Source organism: Nguyenibacter vanlangensis, assembly GCF_013376155.1.
Classification (GTDB): Bacteria; Pseudomonadota; Alphaproteobacteria; order Acetobacterales; family Acetobacteraceae; genus Gluconacetobacter; species Gluconacetobacter vanlangensis.
Genome location: NZ_JABXXP010000030.1, coordinates 1 through 15,273 on the forward strand (window position 1 = coordinate 1; position 15,273 = coordinate 15,273).

The 15,273-nt window shown below is 60.3% G+C and carries 14 protein-coding genes; 9 read left to right on the forward strand and 5 right to left on the reverse strand.

What is annotated here, in order from left to right:
- Positions 1-160: 160 nt before the first annotated feature.
- A complete protein-coding gene (locus HUK84_RS03925) occupies positions 161-2,488 on the reverse strand; it encodes a TonB-dependent receptor (protein WP_246285360.1) in 2,328 nt (775 codons plus the stop codon).
- A 464-nt stretch (positions 2,489-2,952) separates the two neighbouring features.
- Between HUK84_RS03925 and HUK84_RS03930 the strand changes: the two genes are divergently transcribed.
- The gene (locus HUK84_RS03930) at positions 2,953-3,636 is read left to right on the forward strand and encodes a TetR/AcrR family transcriptional regulator (protein WP_218064196.1); all 684 of its coding nucleotides are present in this window, start codon (positions 2,953-2,955) and stop codon (positions 3,634-3,636) included.
- 28 nt (positions 3,637-3,664) lie between these two features.
- On the opposite strand, the gene HUK84_RS03935 is transcribed toward HUK84_RS03930, so the two are convergent.
- Positions 3,665-4,318, reverse strand: a complete 654-nt coding sequence (locus HUK84_RS03935) for a MucR family transcriptional regulator (RefSeq protein ID WP_176639084.1) — start codon at positions 4,316-4,318, stop codon at positions 3,665-3,667.
- Between the two features lie 440 nt (positions 4,319-4,758).
- A complete protein-coding gene (locus HUK84_RS03940) occupies positions 4,759-5,625 on the reverse strand; it encodes a LysR family transcriptional regulator (protein WP_176639085.1) in 867 nt (288 codons plus the stop codon).
- 443 nt (positions 5,626-6,068) lie between these two features.
- Between HUK84_RS03940 and HUK84_RS03945 the strand changes: the two genes are divergently transcribed.
- From HUK84_RS03945 to HUK84_RS03955, 3 genes are all read left to right on the forward strand, one after another.
- Complete coding sequence (locus HUK84_RS03945) at positions 6,069-6,998, forward strand: 2OG-Fe dioxygenase family protein (protein WP_218064197.1); 930 nt, start codon at positions 6,069-6,071, stop codon at positions 6,996-6,998.
- Positions 6,999-7,015: 17 nt separating this feature from the next.
- The gene (locus HUK84_RS03950) at positions 7,016-7,897 is read left to right on the forward strand and encodes a DMT family transporter (protein ID WP_176639086.1); all 882 of its coding nucleotides are present in this window, start codon (positions 7,016-7,018) and stop codon (positions 7,895-7,897) included.
- Positions 7,898-8,240: 343 nt separating this feature from the next.
- The gene (locus tag HUK84_RS03955; RefSeq protein ID WP_176639087.1) at positions 8,241-8,714 is read left to right on the forward strand and encodes a winged helix-turn-helix transcriptional regulator; all 474 of its coding nucleotides are present in this window, start codon (positions 8,241-8,243) and stop codon (positions 8,712-8,714) included.
- Positions 8,715-8,959: 245 nt separating this feature from the next.
- Here HUK84_RS03955 and HUK84_RS03960 read toward each other — a convergent pair whose 3' ends face one another.
- Positions 8,960-9,751: an NAD(P)H-dependent oxidoreductase gene (locus HUK84_RS03960; RefSeq protein WP_176639088.1), complete on the reverse strand. Its 792-nt coding sequence runs from the start codon at positions 9,749-9,751 to the stop codon at positions 8,960-8,962.
- A gap of 100 nt (positions 9,752-9,851) precedes the next feature.
- Here HUK84_RS03960 and HUK84_RS03965 point away from each other — a divergent pair, with 100 nt between their 5' ends.
- Positions 9,852-10,769, forward strand: a complete 918-nt coding sequence (locus HUK84_RS03965; RefSeq protein ID WP_176639089.1) for a LysR family transcriptional regulator — start codon at positions 9,852-9,854, stop codon at positions 10,767-10,769.
- Positions 10,770-10,890: 121 nt separating this feature from the next.
- Complete coding sequence (locus HUK84_RS03970) at positions 10,891-11,670, forward strand: FadR/GntR family transcriptional regulator (RefSeq protein WP_246285361.1); 780 nt, start codon at positions 10,891-10,893, stop codon at positions 11,668-11,670.
- A gap of 7 nt (positions 11,671-11,677) precedes the next feature.
- Here HUK84_RS03970 and HUK84_RS03975 read toward each other — a convergent pair whose 3' ends face one another.
- A complete protein-coding gene (locus tag HUK84_RS03975; RefSeq protein ID WP_176639096.1) occupies positions 11,678-12,643 on the reverse strand; it encodes a LysR substrate-binding domain-containing protein in 966 nt (321 codons plus the stop codon).
- 250 nt (positions 12,644-12,893) lie between these two features.
- Between HUK84_RS03975 and HUK84_RS03980 the strand changes: the two genes are divergently transcribed.
- The 3 genes from HUK84_RS03980 to HUK84_RS03990 all read left to right on the forward strand — a co-directional run.
- Positions 12,894-14,561, forward strand: coding sequence for an MFS transporter (locus tag HUK84_RS03980; RefSeq protein WP_176639090.1), 1,668 nt, complete (start codon positions 12,894-12,896; stop codon positions 14,559-14,561).
- A 33-nt stretch (positions 14,562-14,594) separates the two neighbouring features.
- Positions 14,595-14,756: a hypothetical protein gene (locus HUK84_RS03985; protein WP_176639091.1), complete on the forward strand. Its 162-nt coding sequence runs from the start codon at positions 14,595-14,597 to the stop codon at positions 14,754-14,756.
- A 59-nt stretch (positions 14,757-14,815) separates the two neighbouring features.
- A partial coding sequence (locus tag HUK84_RS03990; protein WP_176639092.1) for an HlyD family secretion protein occupies positions 14,816-15,273 on the forward strand: 458 nt, incomplete at its 3' end.

A 15,273-nucleotide genomic window follows, 5' to 3' on the forward strand; every position in this document is an offset into this window, starting at 1 on the left:
CGGCGCGGCCGGCCGAGCTGGGGCTGTCGTCGCCTTGCGCGTCGCAGGCTCCGCCGCGTAGGCGGCCTGGCCCGCATGGTTCAGAAGCATGAGCATCATGGTGACGGCGCTGGCGCTTGTCGCCAGGAAAAAAAACCGTTTCATGATCTTCTGCGCCGGATCAGAATGTCAGCTTCGCAGACACGAAGACCGTGCGCGGGTCCGAAAAATAGGCCCCTTCATAAATGGGTTTGCCGCCGGACTGGAAAAGCGTCTCGCTTTGCAGATAGCGGCGATCCAGCAGGTTGCGCCCCATCGCCTGGACGGTCCAGCGTTTGTTCGGGCTGGTCCAGTCGGCCATGGCGTTGACATAGGTCTGCGGCGGGATGCGCGTCTGCGGGTTGATGGCCGAACTGACATAAGCCGCCGACTGGAAGGACACGTCGGCGCCGATCTCGAAACGTCCAGGCAGATCGAGCGGGATATGATAGGTCAGCGCCCCCATCGTCTGGAATCGTGGGGAATAGGGAAGCGGCGCGCCAGCATAGGGCGTGTTGTTGTATATCTGTCCGCTGGCCAGAATCGTCCTGCTGACGATCCCGTTGAATGTGTCGAGTACGGCGTAAAGGTAGGATGCGGTATAGCGCAGGGAAAGGTCTGGTGTGATCTGTGCCGTGGTTTCGATTTCGGCGCCGGCGGAATGTCCCGTGCCGGCGTTGAAGCGATGTGACAGCCCGTTCGACGGGTCGGTGACGGTCAACTGGATATTGTCGAACTGATTCCAGAACAACGCGCCGTTGACGCGTACGCGACCGGGAATTGGATCCGTCTTGACGCCGATTTCGTACGTCGTCACGATTTCGGGATTATACGGCGTGGTCGCCTGAAGGCTGCCCAGCGCGGTCGGCGTCTGGGCGCGGAAATCGAATCCACCCGACTTTCCGCCTTGCGAAATCGATAGATAGGTCATCACGTTCGGCAGGGCCTGCCAGTTCAGGACACCTTTGGGAAGCAGTTGAATCCAGTTGTCGCGCGCGGTGACCCGCCAGGCCAGCGAACTGGGTGCCCCCCAGTTGAGGGCCGCCAGCGCGGCGGCGGGGCCGGCCAGATGATTGCCGGGCTCCAGATAATACAGCGATTCGGCATTGTCGTGATCTTCCCAGTTGAAGCGTAGTCCCGCCGTAAATGTCAGTTTCGGTGCAATGTGGTAACTGACGTCGCCATAGACGGCCCAGTTGCGATTGATTTGGTTGATGATGGCCAGTACCGGTTGCGTCAGCACGTTGGGGGCGGTGTTGTAACTGGTGGCGTTATTGGCCCAACGCTGCGTGAACCAATTTTCGTACATGAAATACGCGCCGGCACTGAAGGTCAGTTTTGAATATTCGCCATGCAGGCGCAGCTCTTGCGAATACATGCGGTCGCGGTAATACAGGTTCTGGCTGGCGCGGGAATAATAGTCTCCATAGTTATCGTACATGCCCTTGTCGTCGTAGCCGCGTATCCCGGTCGTCGCGTAAAGGAACAGGTGCGGCGAAAGGGCATAGCGAATGTTTCCCGTAAATCCGGCCTCGCTGTAGTTGTTCTTGGGGAAGGCCCGATTGTAGTTTCCGTAGATATAGGGATTGAGCAGATTGCCGACCCCGCGGTTCGTGCCGCCATCCGCCGTGCCGTCGAAGGCCAGCGTGATGTCCAGGGCGTCGTTGGGCGTAAAACGCAGCTTCCCCCGCGCCTGTGTGTAGTCGATCGTGTTCGTGTCCTTGCCGACCGTATAATTATGGTCGATCCCGCCGCGGGCGTGGCGTCCGAACGCGATGCTCGCATAGACCTTGTCGCGGACGATCGCGCCGCTGGCCAGCGCGCCGATCTGATATTCGTTATAGGTGCCATAGCCCGTCTGAAGGACGGCATGGCGCTGGTTGGTCGGTGTCAGCGTATTGATCCTGATGCCGCCGCCTTCGGATTGGTGCCCGGCAAAGACGACCGGGCCGCGATCGACCTCGATGTCCCCCACGTCGAGAAGCTCCTGCATGGTGCCCATGTTGCGCGGCAGATAGACGCCGTCGATATAGGTGCCGACCGACGGCTCCCCCTGGGGGTCGATTTCACCGATGCCGCGAATGAAGTAGTTGTTGACCGAATATCCGGGCATGCTGTTGGGCACATACAGGTTCGGCGTCAGGCGGGCCAGTTGCCGGGTGTTCTGCACGCCAAGCCGTTCCAGTGTCTGGTCCGTCAGGAGCGAAGTGGACGACGGCGTTTTCTGCAATTCCTTCGTGCGCCGCGCGCTCCGCGACAGGCCCGTGACCGATACGGTTTCGGCGACCTGCGCCCGCGCCTTCCCCGGCGGGGGCTTGCGCGCGCCGCCCATGGACGTTGGAGAAGACGGATGTACGGACGTCGCGTCTTGTTTCTGCGACCGCGCCCCCTCTGGTGCCGCGTTCGCCCTGTGTCCCCCGATCGTCAGCAGGATGGTGCAGCATACCGCCCCCATGAGTTCGGGATACATGCTGGAGACATTTTTAGGGCAGGGGGAATTGCCGGCTGACGACATCACGTGTCCTAAGCGTTTTATTGACGCGAATTGAGGTTCGAAATCACTTAATTAAATTATATTCAGTCCAGCGAGGGCACCGCAACCGGGCGTTTCATGACTTATTGAAAACGATCCCATAAGAAATATTAAAATGATTTATTGGGTTTATATTACTCTCTTGTTGTCTGTCGTGAATTTTTGGGTTCAAAGGGTTACTCTCGCCCTGCGAAGTCGATGGCTCGGCTGCGGATCTTGAGGGACCGCAATTCCAGACTTGCTTCATGCTGTCGTGATGCGTGGCGCGACGGGGTAACCCGGTGTCAGCGGGCGCACCCGTTGGAAACCATGCTGCCTTCGCGCGACGGTAATGACAGGTTTACGACATTTTACTTGAGGCCCCCTTGGGACTGTGGCTTCATTCTTTTCCAGACCGGGCGATGGAGGAGAGGTTCTCACCTTGCGCGGTGAAAGCCGCCGCCGAGAATGTGAGGTCTTTCGACGTGCTACAGTCCCAGGTTGAGATCCGCCGCCGGCGTCCGGACAATCATGCGCTGCTCCTCGACACGGCTGACACATTGTTCGCGCGGTCGGGCTTTCATGATGTCAGCGTCGAGGACATCGCTCGGGAAGCCAAGGTGACCAAATCGACGCTCTACCGCCATTTTGGCGGCAAGGAAAACCTGGTGACCGAGGTTTTGGAAAACCGTATCGTACAGATCGAGGCGTCGCTGGCGGCCGCCGTCAACGCGCGACAGGACCCGCGCGATCGCCTGAAGGCCGTGTTCGATTGGCACACGGCGTGGTTCGCTCAACCGGACTTCGCCGGCTGCATGTTCCCCCTCGCTGCCAGGGAGTACAAGGGCGAGCATCCTGAAATCATTCGGCTGTCCGAAGTGCAGAAGCTCAGTCTCCGCAATGCCGTGCGCGCGTTGGTCGAGGCGATCGGCGTGCCGGAGAGCCGCTCGGAGCACCTGGCGCGCCAGATCATCTGCCTTCTGGACGGGGCGGTCGTTTCGGCTCAGCTTCTGGGTGAGAAAGATGCGGCGGACATTGCGTGGAACATGGCCGAAACTGCGCTCTCTGCCGAGCTCGTGCCGTCACGGAGCACCACGGGGTGGTAGCTCCAGTTTACGATGGCCGACTGTGCTGTCAGGACACCTTCAATGCACGCAGGAGGCTGTATTCGTCCTGCTGCGGACGTTGCCGTGCGGTTCTTCCGATAGATCCGTAATCGGTCGCTTCGACAACCCGGGATTCTTCCGGAGGTACCGATGCAACGGGTGCAGCGATTGACGAGCGCCGGCCAAGTCCGATAGCCTGCGCCACCTCGCGGCGCCGGGCGGCGAAGTTCGGCGCCACCGTGGGATATTCTTCGGGAAGCCCCCATTTCGCCCTGTAGGCGGCGAGCGTCATGCCGAAGGCCGACATCAGATGGCGTTTAAGGGATTTGAGCTTCCTCCCGTCCTCGAGGCAGATAATGTAATCCGGAAAGACCGAGGCTTGGATCGGTACTGCCGGAACGGGCGCATCCGACCCTTCGGGCCGTGCGCTCGCGGGTGCGGAGATCGTGGGCTCCCAGGCGGCTTCCCGCCTGGCCGGTCGCTCTTTGTCCGTCGCGGTATCGTATTCCCGCAGTGAAACGGCGGGGCTGGGGTCAGCTTGTCGTGTTGGGATCGATGCGTACACCCGTTGGATGAATTCCGGGACTCTGTCGGTCTCGATTTTCGTTGTTGCCATATGAGCGGTGACGATTTGGGTCATCGCATTCAGGCGTGCGAGAAAGACGGCGTCGTCGTTGCTCAATGATGAACGTCCTTGCCCATTAACCGCAAAAACCGACAATGGCACGGATCTCGGTACCGGCCGTTCGACGGTGCTTCCGTGACATTCCAAGCATGTTCTTCCATCGTCCAGCAAGTATGCCACGCCGATGTGACGGCGCATGGCGGGATGCCACGGCGTCGCGGTGCTTGACGGTACTTGATGGCCTGCTCGGCGCCGAGACCCGCAACAGTGCGCCGCATATGTGCATGCCGCCCATGCAAGACCTGATACCGACACGCCTGAGCACTTCGCCCTGGGTATGTTCGCGTTTTGTCCCTACGTCGCTTTCCAAACGCGCCGTGCATCTCGCCGGGCACGTCCTGGCACTGGGGCAGTGAACAAGGCGAGCAACGCGTCCTGGCGCGCTTATTTCGTGCATTCGCTCTCAGCCTGAAAGTGGCTCTCCTCTTCCCGGAGCCTCACGCCGCTTGTCGAAACGCCAGGAACCGCATTCGAATCGAGCGGGCAAGCTCGGTTGCGGCTGGCGACATGGTTTGTCCTGCCAGATGGAGCGTAATCGCGAAGGAGCCCAGATCGGGTAGGTTCGCCTCCGTCAGGATCCCAAGATCTGCCGGAACGGTAGAGAGCAACCATGGGGTTACGGCCAGATCCGCACGGACCGTTGTCGCCGCGGCCTCGATACTGCCGGTTTCAAAGGCGCTTCGCCAAGGTACGTCACTTCTATGCAGGGCGTCCAGCATGACGGGGCGAAAGGCGCAGGTGGGCGACACCATGGAGACGGGGAGGGGGCGGCGGCGGAAGGCTTGGCCGTCTCGGGCACCCACCCAGACCAGCCTGTCGACAGTCAGGCATTCTCCTGTCTCCTGTCCTGCCGGCTCCTCGATGACGGCGAGGTCCAATTCTCCTCTCCTGAGACAATCTTTCAGGTCCGGAGATGCCGAGCAAGCTAGGGACAACTCGACCTGGGGATAAGTTTCGGAAAACGACTTCAGGATGGGTGCGATGCTGGTACCTATAAGGTCAGGGGGTACGCCGAAACGCACCGTTCCCTTGAGGGCATGCTCATCCAAATCGCTCCAGATCTCATCGTTGAGGGCAAGAAGGTATCGGGCCTTGCCCAGCAGCCGTTCTCCCACGGGCGTGAGTCTCAGACCGCCACGCGCACGCTCAAACAGAGGCCGCCCCAATTGGTCCTCCAATCGCCGGACATGCTGGCTGACGGCTCCCTGGGTCAAATGCAGCTTGTTCGCCGCGCTCGTCATGCTGGCATGGTCCGCCACGGTGACGAAGGTGCGAATCAGCAGAAGGTCGAGCGTACGTATCATTCTGGCATCATGATTCCTAATGCAACCCACGTCAAATTATCGTTTCTCTAATTTTTCAATACATCATACGAATTGAGACATTGGGAAAGGGATATCGTGGAGTTCCCGGCGGTTGAACGGCGTTGATCAGTTGGCTGGACCGTCGACGCAGCCTCTCCCGGAAATGGCCGCGTTGGGGTTTCAGCGTGACGTGCAGGGCACAACCCATGTTGCAGCACGAGGGGTCGCGTGGGCATTTCCCGTATTGCGAACGGTCTGGGAGCTATATCCGTTCACATCGGTTCATGGACACGGGGTTCATGGACATGGCTCTCGTGTTTCAACGAGCATCCTTATCTGATCAGATGATTCTATCTGACCGGATAAAGATGTTCTAGCCTCGTTGTGTCGCTTCATTTTTTTAATGATGATGGAGAAAAATTTTGGGCATGCATAGAATGAGATTGAACGGATTACTGCGTGACATACATGAATCTTATCTGAAGGACCGTTTTGTTACCATTGACGGTCGTGACATGATTCGCGTTCTCGAAGAATTTGGTGTCAGGGATAAAGATTTCGATGCCCTAAAAACGGTGGGCGATCATCTGGCTCCGGACCCGACACTTCCTTTTCGTGAAACAAACGGCGCGCGTTTCTGCCTTGATTCAGATCAAGGCAGTATAAGCCGGCTTGAGTTTCAACCGTTCGTTCTTTCGGTAAAGGAGGACTTCGTTCGCCATGATTCCGGAAAATTGCGAAGATTTCGAGGGATTGGAGACAATCTTCAGCTGAATAAAGCTTTCCATGCCCTTCTGTTCTTTAAGTATTTTATTATCCGCGACGTATATGTTTCGCCGCGACCAAATTTGGACATGTCCTCTGCAAAATGGGTTTCGACTGTTTTCCCCACGCGAACGATCACGACACCCGACGTGCTGGGGGAGCCTGCGCTCGAAGGAGTTCATAGCGACGGCGTTGACCATACTATGACCTCTCTGTTGGGAAGTCATAATATGACGGATGACAGTGCCGAGACCTTTATACACGATATGCGCGAGGATAATGCGAAACGATGGAATGAAACAAATCCTGTTTTCGTGCGCGGAAAATTTCAGCACAAGAAATTTCTGGATACCGTCCTGATCGTCGATCACGAAAGAAAGCACAGTCTTTCTCCGGTGCGTGCTGTCGATCCCAGGTTGCGGGCCACACGGGACGTAATCATTTTCTTCACGCGTAAACCGGCGACAAAGGGACATATCTCGTACCCCTACGATTCATTTAATCCTCATTTGGAATTTCCTCTGAATCTCAATATTCCAAGTCCTCCGACAGTTGCCCCGACCGTCGCTCTTGCCGACACGAAAAAAGTCGCAATGGCTGATGCATAGAGTAAAGGAAAAGGGTTATGCGATCCCCTGCCCTTCAACTTGCCGTCGCAATGGCATTGTCAGGAACGATTGGTGTCTGCGTCGTCCAAAGCACGCTTGATCCGATCAATTTCGTATTCTGGCGTTGTGTGTTCGGTGCTATATCCATCGGCATTTGGTGCCTGATTCATGGCTTGTTTTTTCATTTTCATACGCGCGGTATCATTGCAGCCGTGGCATGCGGCGCACTTATAGTATGTTCCTGGACTTTATTTTTTACCGCCTATGGTCTGACATCAATTGCAACAGCGACAATAGTTTATCATATTCAACCTTTTTTTGTTATTATCGCTGGTGCTTTTTTCTTCAAGGAAAAAATAACACGCTTGCAAATCTTGTGGATTGTGGCGGCTTTTATCGGTGTGGCCCTGTCCAGCGGGTTTCTCTCCAAAGGAATGCCTGTCGGGGATCATGCTCTGATCGGAGTGATGCTTGCGTTACTGGCCGCCGCTGCCTACGCGCTCATCACTCTCGTGACCAAGAGCATCCGCAATCAGTGCGCAGAAATCACGACATTCTGGCAATTGATAGCTGGTGCCGCACTTTTGGCGCCGTTCGCGCGCTATAGTCATCTACCCGGTTGGTCGGCGTGGGGATGGGTTATTGGTGCCGGTGTGATCCTTACAGGCCTATGTTACGCGTTAATGTTTAATGCTTACCCGCATCTGAGTACGGCAACAATCAGTTCCTTGACATTTATATACCCGCTCGTGGCGATTCTTTGTGATAATCTGGTTTATGGTCACCGCTTGACAGTCGTCCAATATATCGGAGCGACATTGATCGCTGTTTCGACCCTGGGAGCGAGATTTGGATGGGGCATGCCCCGCGTCGTGACCCGGTTGGCGAGAGTACAATGAGGTTCTTCGGACGCAAGCTGAACATTCCCATGGCACAGTGACTGAAATACTCGATGGTAAAAATTGTTCGCTTACCGCGAAAAACGAATAAATCTTTCCATGGTTATTTTGATGTTTCCAAACCGTCGAGAGATCGTTGTTTTTCATGAGATTTCCATAGATGCCTGCGGCGCTATTCGCCGTGTCTCACAATTGAATTCGCGCGCGCATCCTATGGCGATTTCCAGTGCGTGTTGGTATCCGCTGTTCCCCTGTCTCATGCAATCTGCATGACGAATGATCGACTATCATGCAACCATAGAGTGTGGTATCGAATGGATGTATTGCCCCGGAGGACTGCCCGATGGATCATAAACGCACACATGGCGAGCTGCCCGGCTATTATGTCGAAGTGGCGCTGGATCGGATCAGCGGCAAATGGAAGGGGCTCATTCTCTACGCGTTGATGACGCGGGGCCCCTTGCGCTTTAACGACCTCCGCCGGTGCCTGCCAAAAATCACCCACCGCGTACTGACGCTCCAGTTGCGCGACATGGAAGACGCCGGGTTGATAGGCAGGGACGTCCAAATGACTACCCAGATGCGGGTCACGTATGCCCTGACGAAATATGGCGAAGCCCTGCACCCGGTCATTATCGCGCTGGAGGCATGGGGGGCATGCGGAACAGATCCGACTGTTCCATCACATGGACATGTCGATCCTGCCGCCGAACTGCAAGATGGTCCGCTTCGGGAGGGTTCGCCGAGCCGGCAAACGATGCGATCCGTTCGAAGCCGTTCGGCAAGCGAAGCTGTTGAGGCAATAGCTTCGTCCTGATGAATACGAAACGGGCTCGGTGACCTTGCATGACTGGCGAATGTCAGGCCGCAGGGAGCGGCGCGGTCGTAGCCCATTCTCCGATGTTGATATGAAAAATTGTTGCGTGCCGCGATAGATTGCGGCCTGCATCCAATCTCCGCGGCATCAGAGCGGGCCGTAAGGCCCGCCCCACCACCAAGCCGAGATGGCTCGTTTTGAGCGTTTTATCGCTGACGTTTCGTCAGGCGAATACGCTCCGTTCCTCAGTCGCGTTCGGGTGCGAGATGCACCTCGAAGCCCTTGACACCCGGCGGAACCAGCTCCGGCAGAACCTCCATGGTCGGAATCTGATAGTCGCCGTAATTCTGCCGGCGGTACGGGATCGGCCGGATTGTCTCCAGAGTGCGCATGCGCTCGCGCAGTTGGTCGGCGACTACGCCGAACTTCGCGTCGTCGAGGCGATCGACACGGTAGGCGACGAACGGCGGCAACACGGTAAAGCCGGGGTAGAACAGGATCCCATGGTTGATCGGGAACAGCAGGTCGTCGATCGGGCCGTTGATCCCGCGTTCGGAATAATGCTCGGGCCAGCCGCCGGCCGTGACGATCAGCATGGCACGCTTGCCTTCCATGACGCCTTCGCCATAGCGGTCGCCCCAGCGTTTGTCGCTATGCTCGCCGACGCCATAGGCGAAGCCCGAGGCATAGACGCGGTCGACCCAGCCTTTCAGGATGGCCGGCATGGCGAACCACCAGAGGGGGAACTGCAGGATGACCGTATCGGCCCAGCGCAGCTTTTCCTGCTCGGCCTTGACGTCCTCCGTCAGATCGCCCGCTGCGAAGCCGTCATGTGAGGCCTTCCAGACCTTCAGCGACGCGTCGGACGACAGGCCGGGAAAATCGTCGCGGTCCACCGTGGCCTTCCAGTGCATGGTGTAAAGATCCGAAACCTGGACCTTGTGTCCCTGTGCCTCCAGTTCGCGTACGGCGACGTCCAGCAACGCCCCGTTCAGGGATTGCCGTTCCGGATGAGCGAAAACGATCAGAACATTCATGGGCGCGTACCTCTTCTCCAGTCAGTTTGCACAGACCAGAAAATAGGCGATATGGTATCGTTGTCCCATATGGTCCAACCGGATAGGACTATGCCGAATTATGGAACAATCTGGCATCTCGCTCGACCGGATGCGCACATTCATGCGGATTGTAGAGAGGGGCAGTCTCTCCGCGGTGGCGCGCGAGACGGGCGCGGGGCAGTCCACCGTGACGCGCCATCTTCGGGAGCTCGAGGACGCTTTGGGAGTGGCGCTTCTGCGCCGCACGACCCGCCGCGTGTCGCTCACCGAGGAAGGCACCCGCTATTATAACCATTGCCAGCAGGTCCTCTGCCTCATCGAGCAGGCCCGTCAGGAACTGCATGCGACAGGGACGTCGATGGCGGGATCGGTCCGGATTTCCTGCACGGCGGCGCTCGGCGTCCTGCATGTCGGTCGGTTCATCTTCGATTTCCAGGACGCCCAGCCGGACATCCGCATCGCGTTCAACCTGACGGATGACCGCGTCGACCTGGTGCAGGACGACGTGGATATCGCCATCCGTCTGGGGCCGCTGACGGACAGCGCCATGCGGCTGCGCTCCCTGGGCACCAGCGAGCGCGTGCTGGTCGCCGCGCCGGCGTGGGTCCAGCGGTTTGGAGTGCCACGCCTGCCCGCGGACCTTGCTGAACGCGACGGGGTTCGGCTTTCGCGCGTTCTGGGCTCAGACCGGTTGGTCCTGCAGGGCAAGGCCGGAAAGCCTGCCATTTTGCCGTTTCACGCGCGCCTGAACGTCGATCACGGACTGGCCCTGCGCGAGGCATTGCTGGCCGGGCGCGGCTACGGACCGGCCCATCTCTGGCTGGTCGAGGATTGCTTGGCCGACGGTCGCCTGATGCGCCTCCTGCCGTCATGGACGCTCACCCCCGTTCCCTTGAGCATGCTGATCGCGCCCGAGCGCGCGACCCTTGCCCGCGTCAGGCTGTGCGCCGATTTCTTGTCCGGCGGAATTATGCGGCTCCCCGGCATCCGCCGTTAGCCGCCGAGCCGTAAGCCCGTTGTGCGACCCGGGTGCGTGCCCGGCTTGATTGATAGTCCCGTCACCGTAATAATTATTAACCTATCGACAAGGAAACATCCGGCGATAGGATGACTGTGCCATGCCCCTGGATAAGATCATGCGACGTACTGAGACGCTTTCCCACGCCAGACGCCAGTCTCTGGTCGATTTCGCACTTGACGCCCTGCGCGAGCATATCGGCGCGGGTACGTGGCCGGTCGGGAGCCGCATCCCCAACGAGGCCGAACTGGGGAACATGCTCCAGATCGGCCGAAATACCGTTCGTGAGGCCATCCGGGTGCTTTCTCATGCCGGCGTCCTGGAGGTCAGACAGGGCGACGGCACATATGTTCGATCGATCGAAGACCCCGCCGTCGTGATGCGCACGATCAGCCGGTCGAGCCTGCGCGACCACTTCGAGTTACGCGCGATGCTCGAAATCGAAGGCGCGCGACTCGCAGCGTCGCGCCGGTCGCCGCGAGATCTCAGGCGGATTGAAAGTGCATTGACGGCGCGGGGTGAGTGCAATGCCGCCGATAACGTGGACGCGTTCCTCAAATGCGATGCCGCCTTCCATCTGGCCATCGTCGAGGCAAGCCGGAACGGAGCGCTCATACAGCTCTATCGCTATTTCCTGGGCATGGCCCAGGAGGCCGCACGGTCGGCCATGATCGAGCATGGTGTGGCCGAGCCCGGCCAGCGGCTGCACGCGCGCCTCTTCCGCGCGATTGAAGCAGGAGACGTGGCGCACGCCGCCCGTGCTGCGCGTGCGGTCCTGCGTCCTCTGATCGCCGCCTTCAGCCTGGTTGAGAAAAACGTGCCTTCCAATGGCCGCGGCCGCGCGCCGGACGCGGGCATGGAAGCAATAGATCTGCGCTGAGACGGGCTCAGGACGCTTTTCTTTCCGAGGAGCCCCCCGCGCGTTGCAACGGGACCGGGCGCGGGGCCAGTACCTGCGCGACCTTGCGTCGCAGCCACTGGTGAAGCCGATCGGTATCATGCCGCGGGTGCCAGGCCTGGAATATCGAGACAGGCGGCAGTTCGAGCGGCAACGGAAATGCGTAGAGGCCGAGGCGCTCGAGCGTAGCGCCGTCCGCGACGATGTCCGGAAGCGGCAGAATCAGGTCGGTCCGCGACAGGCCCTGGAGCGCCGCATAGAAGGATGTCAGCAGGAGGGCCACGTTCCGTTCGAGCCCGTACTGGTCCGCCAGCACCTCATCGATCGGTCCGCGTCGCGCGCCTCGGCGCGAGACGGCGATATGGTCATAGGCCACCAGCGTGTGGGGCGTTATGTCGCCCAGCAGGATCGGGTGGCCGGCGCGGACGACGCCGCGAAAGTGGATTTCGAAAAGCGTCTGGCGCATGATCTCGGGGCGCAGGAAGGCGGTCGCCCCGATATAGAGGTCGACTCCGCCCTGGCGCAGGAAATCGCTGTCGTCGTTGCTCGATTCCGCCGTGAAGATGAGGGTGGTGTCCGGACAGTCGGCACGCAGGGCGCGCAGCAAAGCGTCCGCAAACGGACCGATCACGACGTCGGTGGCGCGGATGCGGAATATCGGTTTAAGCCCCGTGAAATCCAGGGCTTCGCGCGGACGATACAGATCGCCGATGGCCGAGAGGATCTGGCTGACGCGCGGCTGCATCTGCAGCGCGCGCGGCGTCGGCACCATATGTCGCCCCGACTGCACCAGAATTGCGTCATGGAAGGTCTCGCGCAGGCGCGCCAGGGTACGGCTCATTGTCGCGGCGCTGACATGCAGCCGCTGCGCCGCCCCCGTGACGCTCGATTCCTCTACGAGTACGTTCATCGCCTGCAGAAGATTGAGATCGTAGCCGCGCGCCACGTTTGCCATCAGGGTCTCCTTCGCCATACGGGCAGGCCTCCGACAAGCGCCATAAAATCCGAATCATAGGATGAATATGCGCGGCCCGGACCGTATCCCGGCCGAAGCTGGCAGAGACGCCGCCGTGTCGCAATCGGAATCTGATGGGGCGACCGTTTCAAATCTGCTTTCCAACGATTTCAGAATTGATGGTTCCCAAACATGGGACGTTTAATCGAAACTGTCGGCATGCCCGAACGATGTCGCCGCGAGGTGTCCCGTGGACCACGCCGATAACCTGACGCTGCCGTCACCAGTCGTTGCAGTGGAAACGCCCCGCGTGGGGCGCCCCGAGCCTCCGCCGCCCGCGCCGCCCAAGGCGCCAGTCTTCGGGCCACGCCTGGCCACCGGGCTGATCGGCGTGCTGCTGGCGGTCCTGCTGGCGGGCTTCAACGAACATACCACCGAGGCCGGGCTGGCGGATATCAGGGGCGTATTTCATCTGGGCCATGATGAAGGCACCTGGATCACTGCCCTGTTCGAGGCGTTCAACATCGCGGCGATGGCTTTCGCGCCCTGGTGCTCGGTGACGTTCTCGATCCGCCGCCTGACCGTCGTGATGACGGGCCTTGTGGGCGTGCTGGGGATGGCGGCGCCCTTCATGCCGAACCTGGCGTCGCTGCTGGTGCTGCGCTGCCTGCAGGGGCTGGCCTGCGGCAGCCTGCCGCCCATGCTGATGACGGTGGCGCTGCGCTTCCTGCCGCCGAACATCAAGATCTACGGTCTGGGCGCCTATGCCCTGACCGCCACCTTCGGGCCGAACCTGGGCGGTTCGCCGCTGGCGGGATTCTGGTTCGAATATGTCGGCTGGCCGTTCCTGTTCTGGCAGATCGTCCCGCTGTGCCTTATCTCCATGATCTGCGTGGCCTGGGGGCTGCCCCAGGATCCGATCCGGCTGGAGCGTTTCCGCCAGTTCGACTGGCGCGGCCTGCTGACCGGCCTGCCCGCGATCTGCATGCTGGTGATCGGGCTGGAGCAGGGGGACCGGCTGGACTGGTTCCGCTCGCCGCTGATCACCCATCTGTTCTTCGGCGGCGGGTTCCTGTTCGCGCTGTTCATCATCAATGAATGGTTCCACCCGGTGCCGTTCTTCCGCATCCAGTTGCTCAAGCAGCGCAACGTGACGGACGCGCTGCTGACTCTGGCGGCCGTGCTGATACTGGGCGCGGTCACGATGGAGATTCCGACCGTCTATCTCGAGGAAATCCGCGGCTACCGTCCGATCCAGATCGCACCGGTCGCCCTGATCCTGGCGATCCCGCAACTGTTGGCGCTGCCGCTGGTCTCGGCCCTGTGCAACATCCGCCGGGTGGATTGCCGCCACGTGCTGATGGCTGGGCTGGCGATCCAGGGCCTGTCGTACTGGCTCGGCACGTGGGTCGACTCCGACTGGGTGCGCGAGAATTTCTATATCGTGCAGTTGTTGCAGGTTGCCAGCGAGCCGATGATGGTCATCGCGATCCTGATGCTGGCGACGATGGGGCTCGGGCCGGCGGACGGGCCGTTCATTTCCGGCATGTTCAACATGACCAAGGGGTTGGCCAATGCCATCGCGGCGGGCGTGATCTCCGCTCTGCTGCGGCGGCGCGAGCAATATCATTCCACCATGCTGCTGGATACGTATGGCTACAACCACAACGCCCTGCAGCCCTGGGGCGACCCGGCGCAGGGCTTGCTGGCGCCGCATATCGCCGATCCCGCGCGGCTGGAATGGAACATGACGATCCTGATGCATGGGGCCGTATCGGAGCAGGCGCTGATCCTGGCCTGCGCGGATATCTATACGATCATGATCGGCGTCTGCGCCGCGCTGTTCGTCCTCAACATGATTCTGCCCCAGCGGGTCTATCCGCCGCGGGCGCCCTCGGCCAGCGCGCCGGCGCGTTGATTCGGGTCCGAAGATGCCCGACATGGGAGTGATATGAAGACCGACTTGCATCCGGCGACGCGCGTGCCGCGGCGCCTCGATATCCGATCGCCGGATAGACACGCCAGCGTGGCGGACCGGAAATGGACGCTGCGCAATCGGGGCGAGGGCGACCTGCCGGCGCCGACCGTCGCGATCGACCTGACGCTGACCTGACGGTCCCCCGCATCCTGCGAAAGACGATGCGGCCGCAGGGGCCGCCAGAGGGAGTATCCATGAACGGAACATCGAAAGGGCTGCTTCTCGCGGCCGGGGTGGTCGTGCTGGGCGCGGCAGCCTGGGGCGGCGACCGCCTCGTGCTCGGGGACGGGGCGCGGGTCTCGACGAACGACGCCTATGTCGCGGCCTATTCGTCGGTCGTCGCACCCAAGGTCGGCGGCCGGATCGATGCCGTGACGGCGCAGGACAACGAACGTGTCCGCACGGGCGACGTGCTGGCCCATATCGAGGACGACGATTACCGTGCCGCGCTCAGGGTGGCCCAGGGCAATGTCATTGCTGCGCGCGCCGACATCGCCGACCTTCAAGCCGCCTTTGTCCGGCAGGACGCGCTGATCGCCGCCGCCCAGGCGTCGGTGCAGGCGGACGATGCCCAACTGGCCTTCGCGCGGCAGGATGAGGACCGCTACCGCAACCTCGCCGCCGGTGGCGCGGGCACGACCGAACAGCGGCA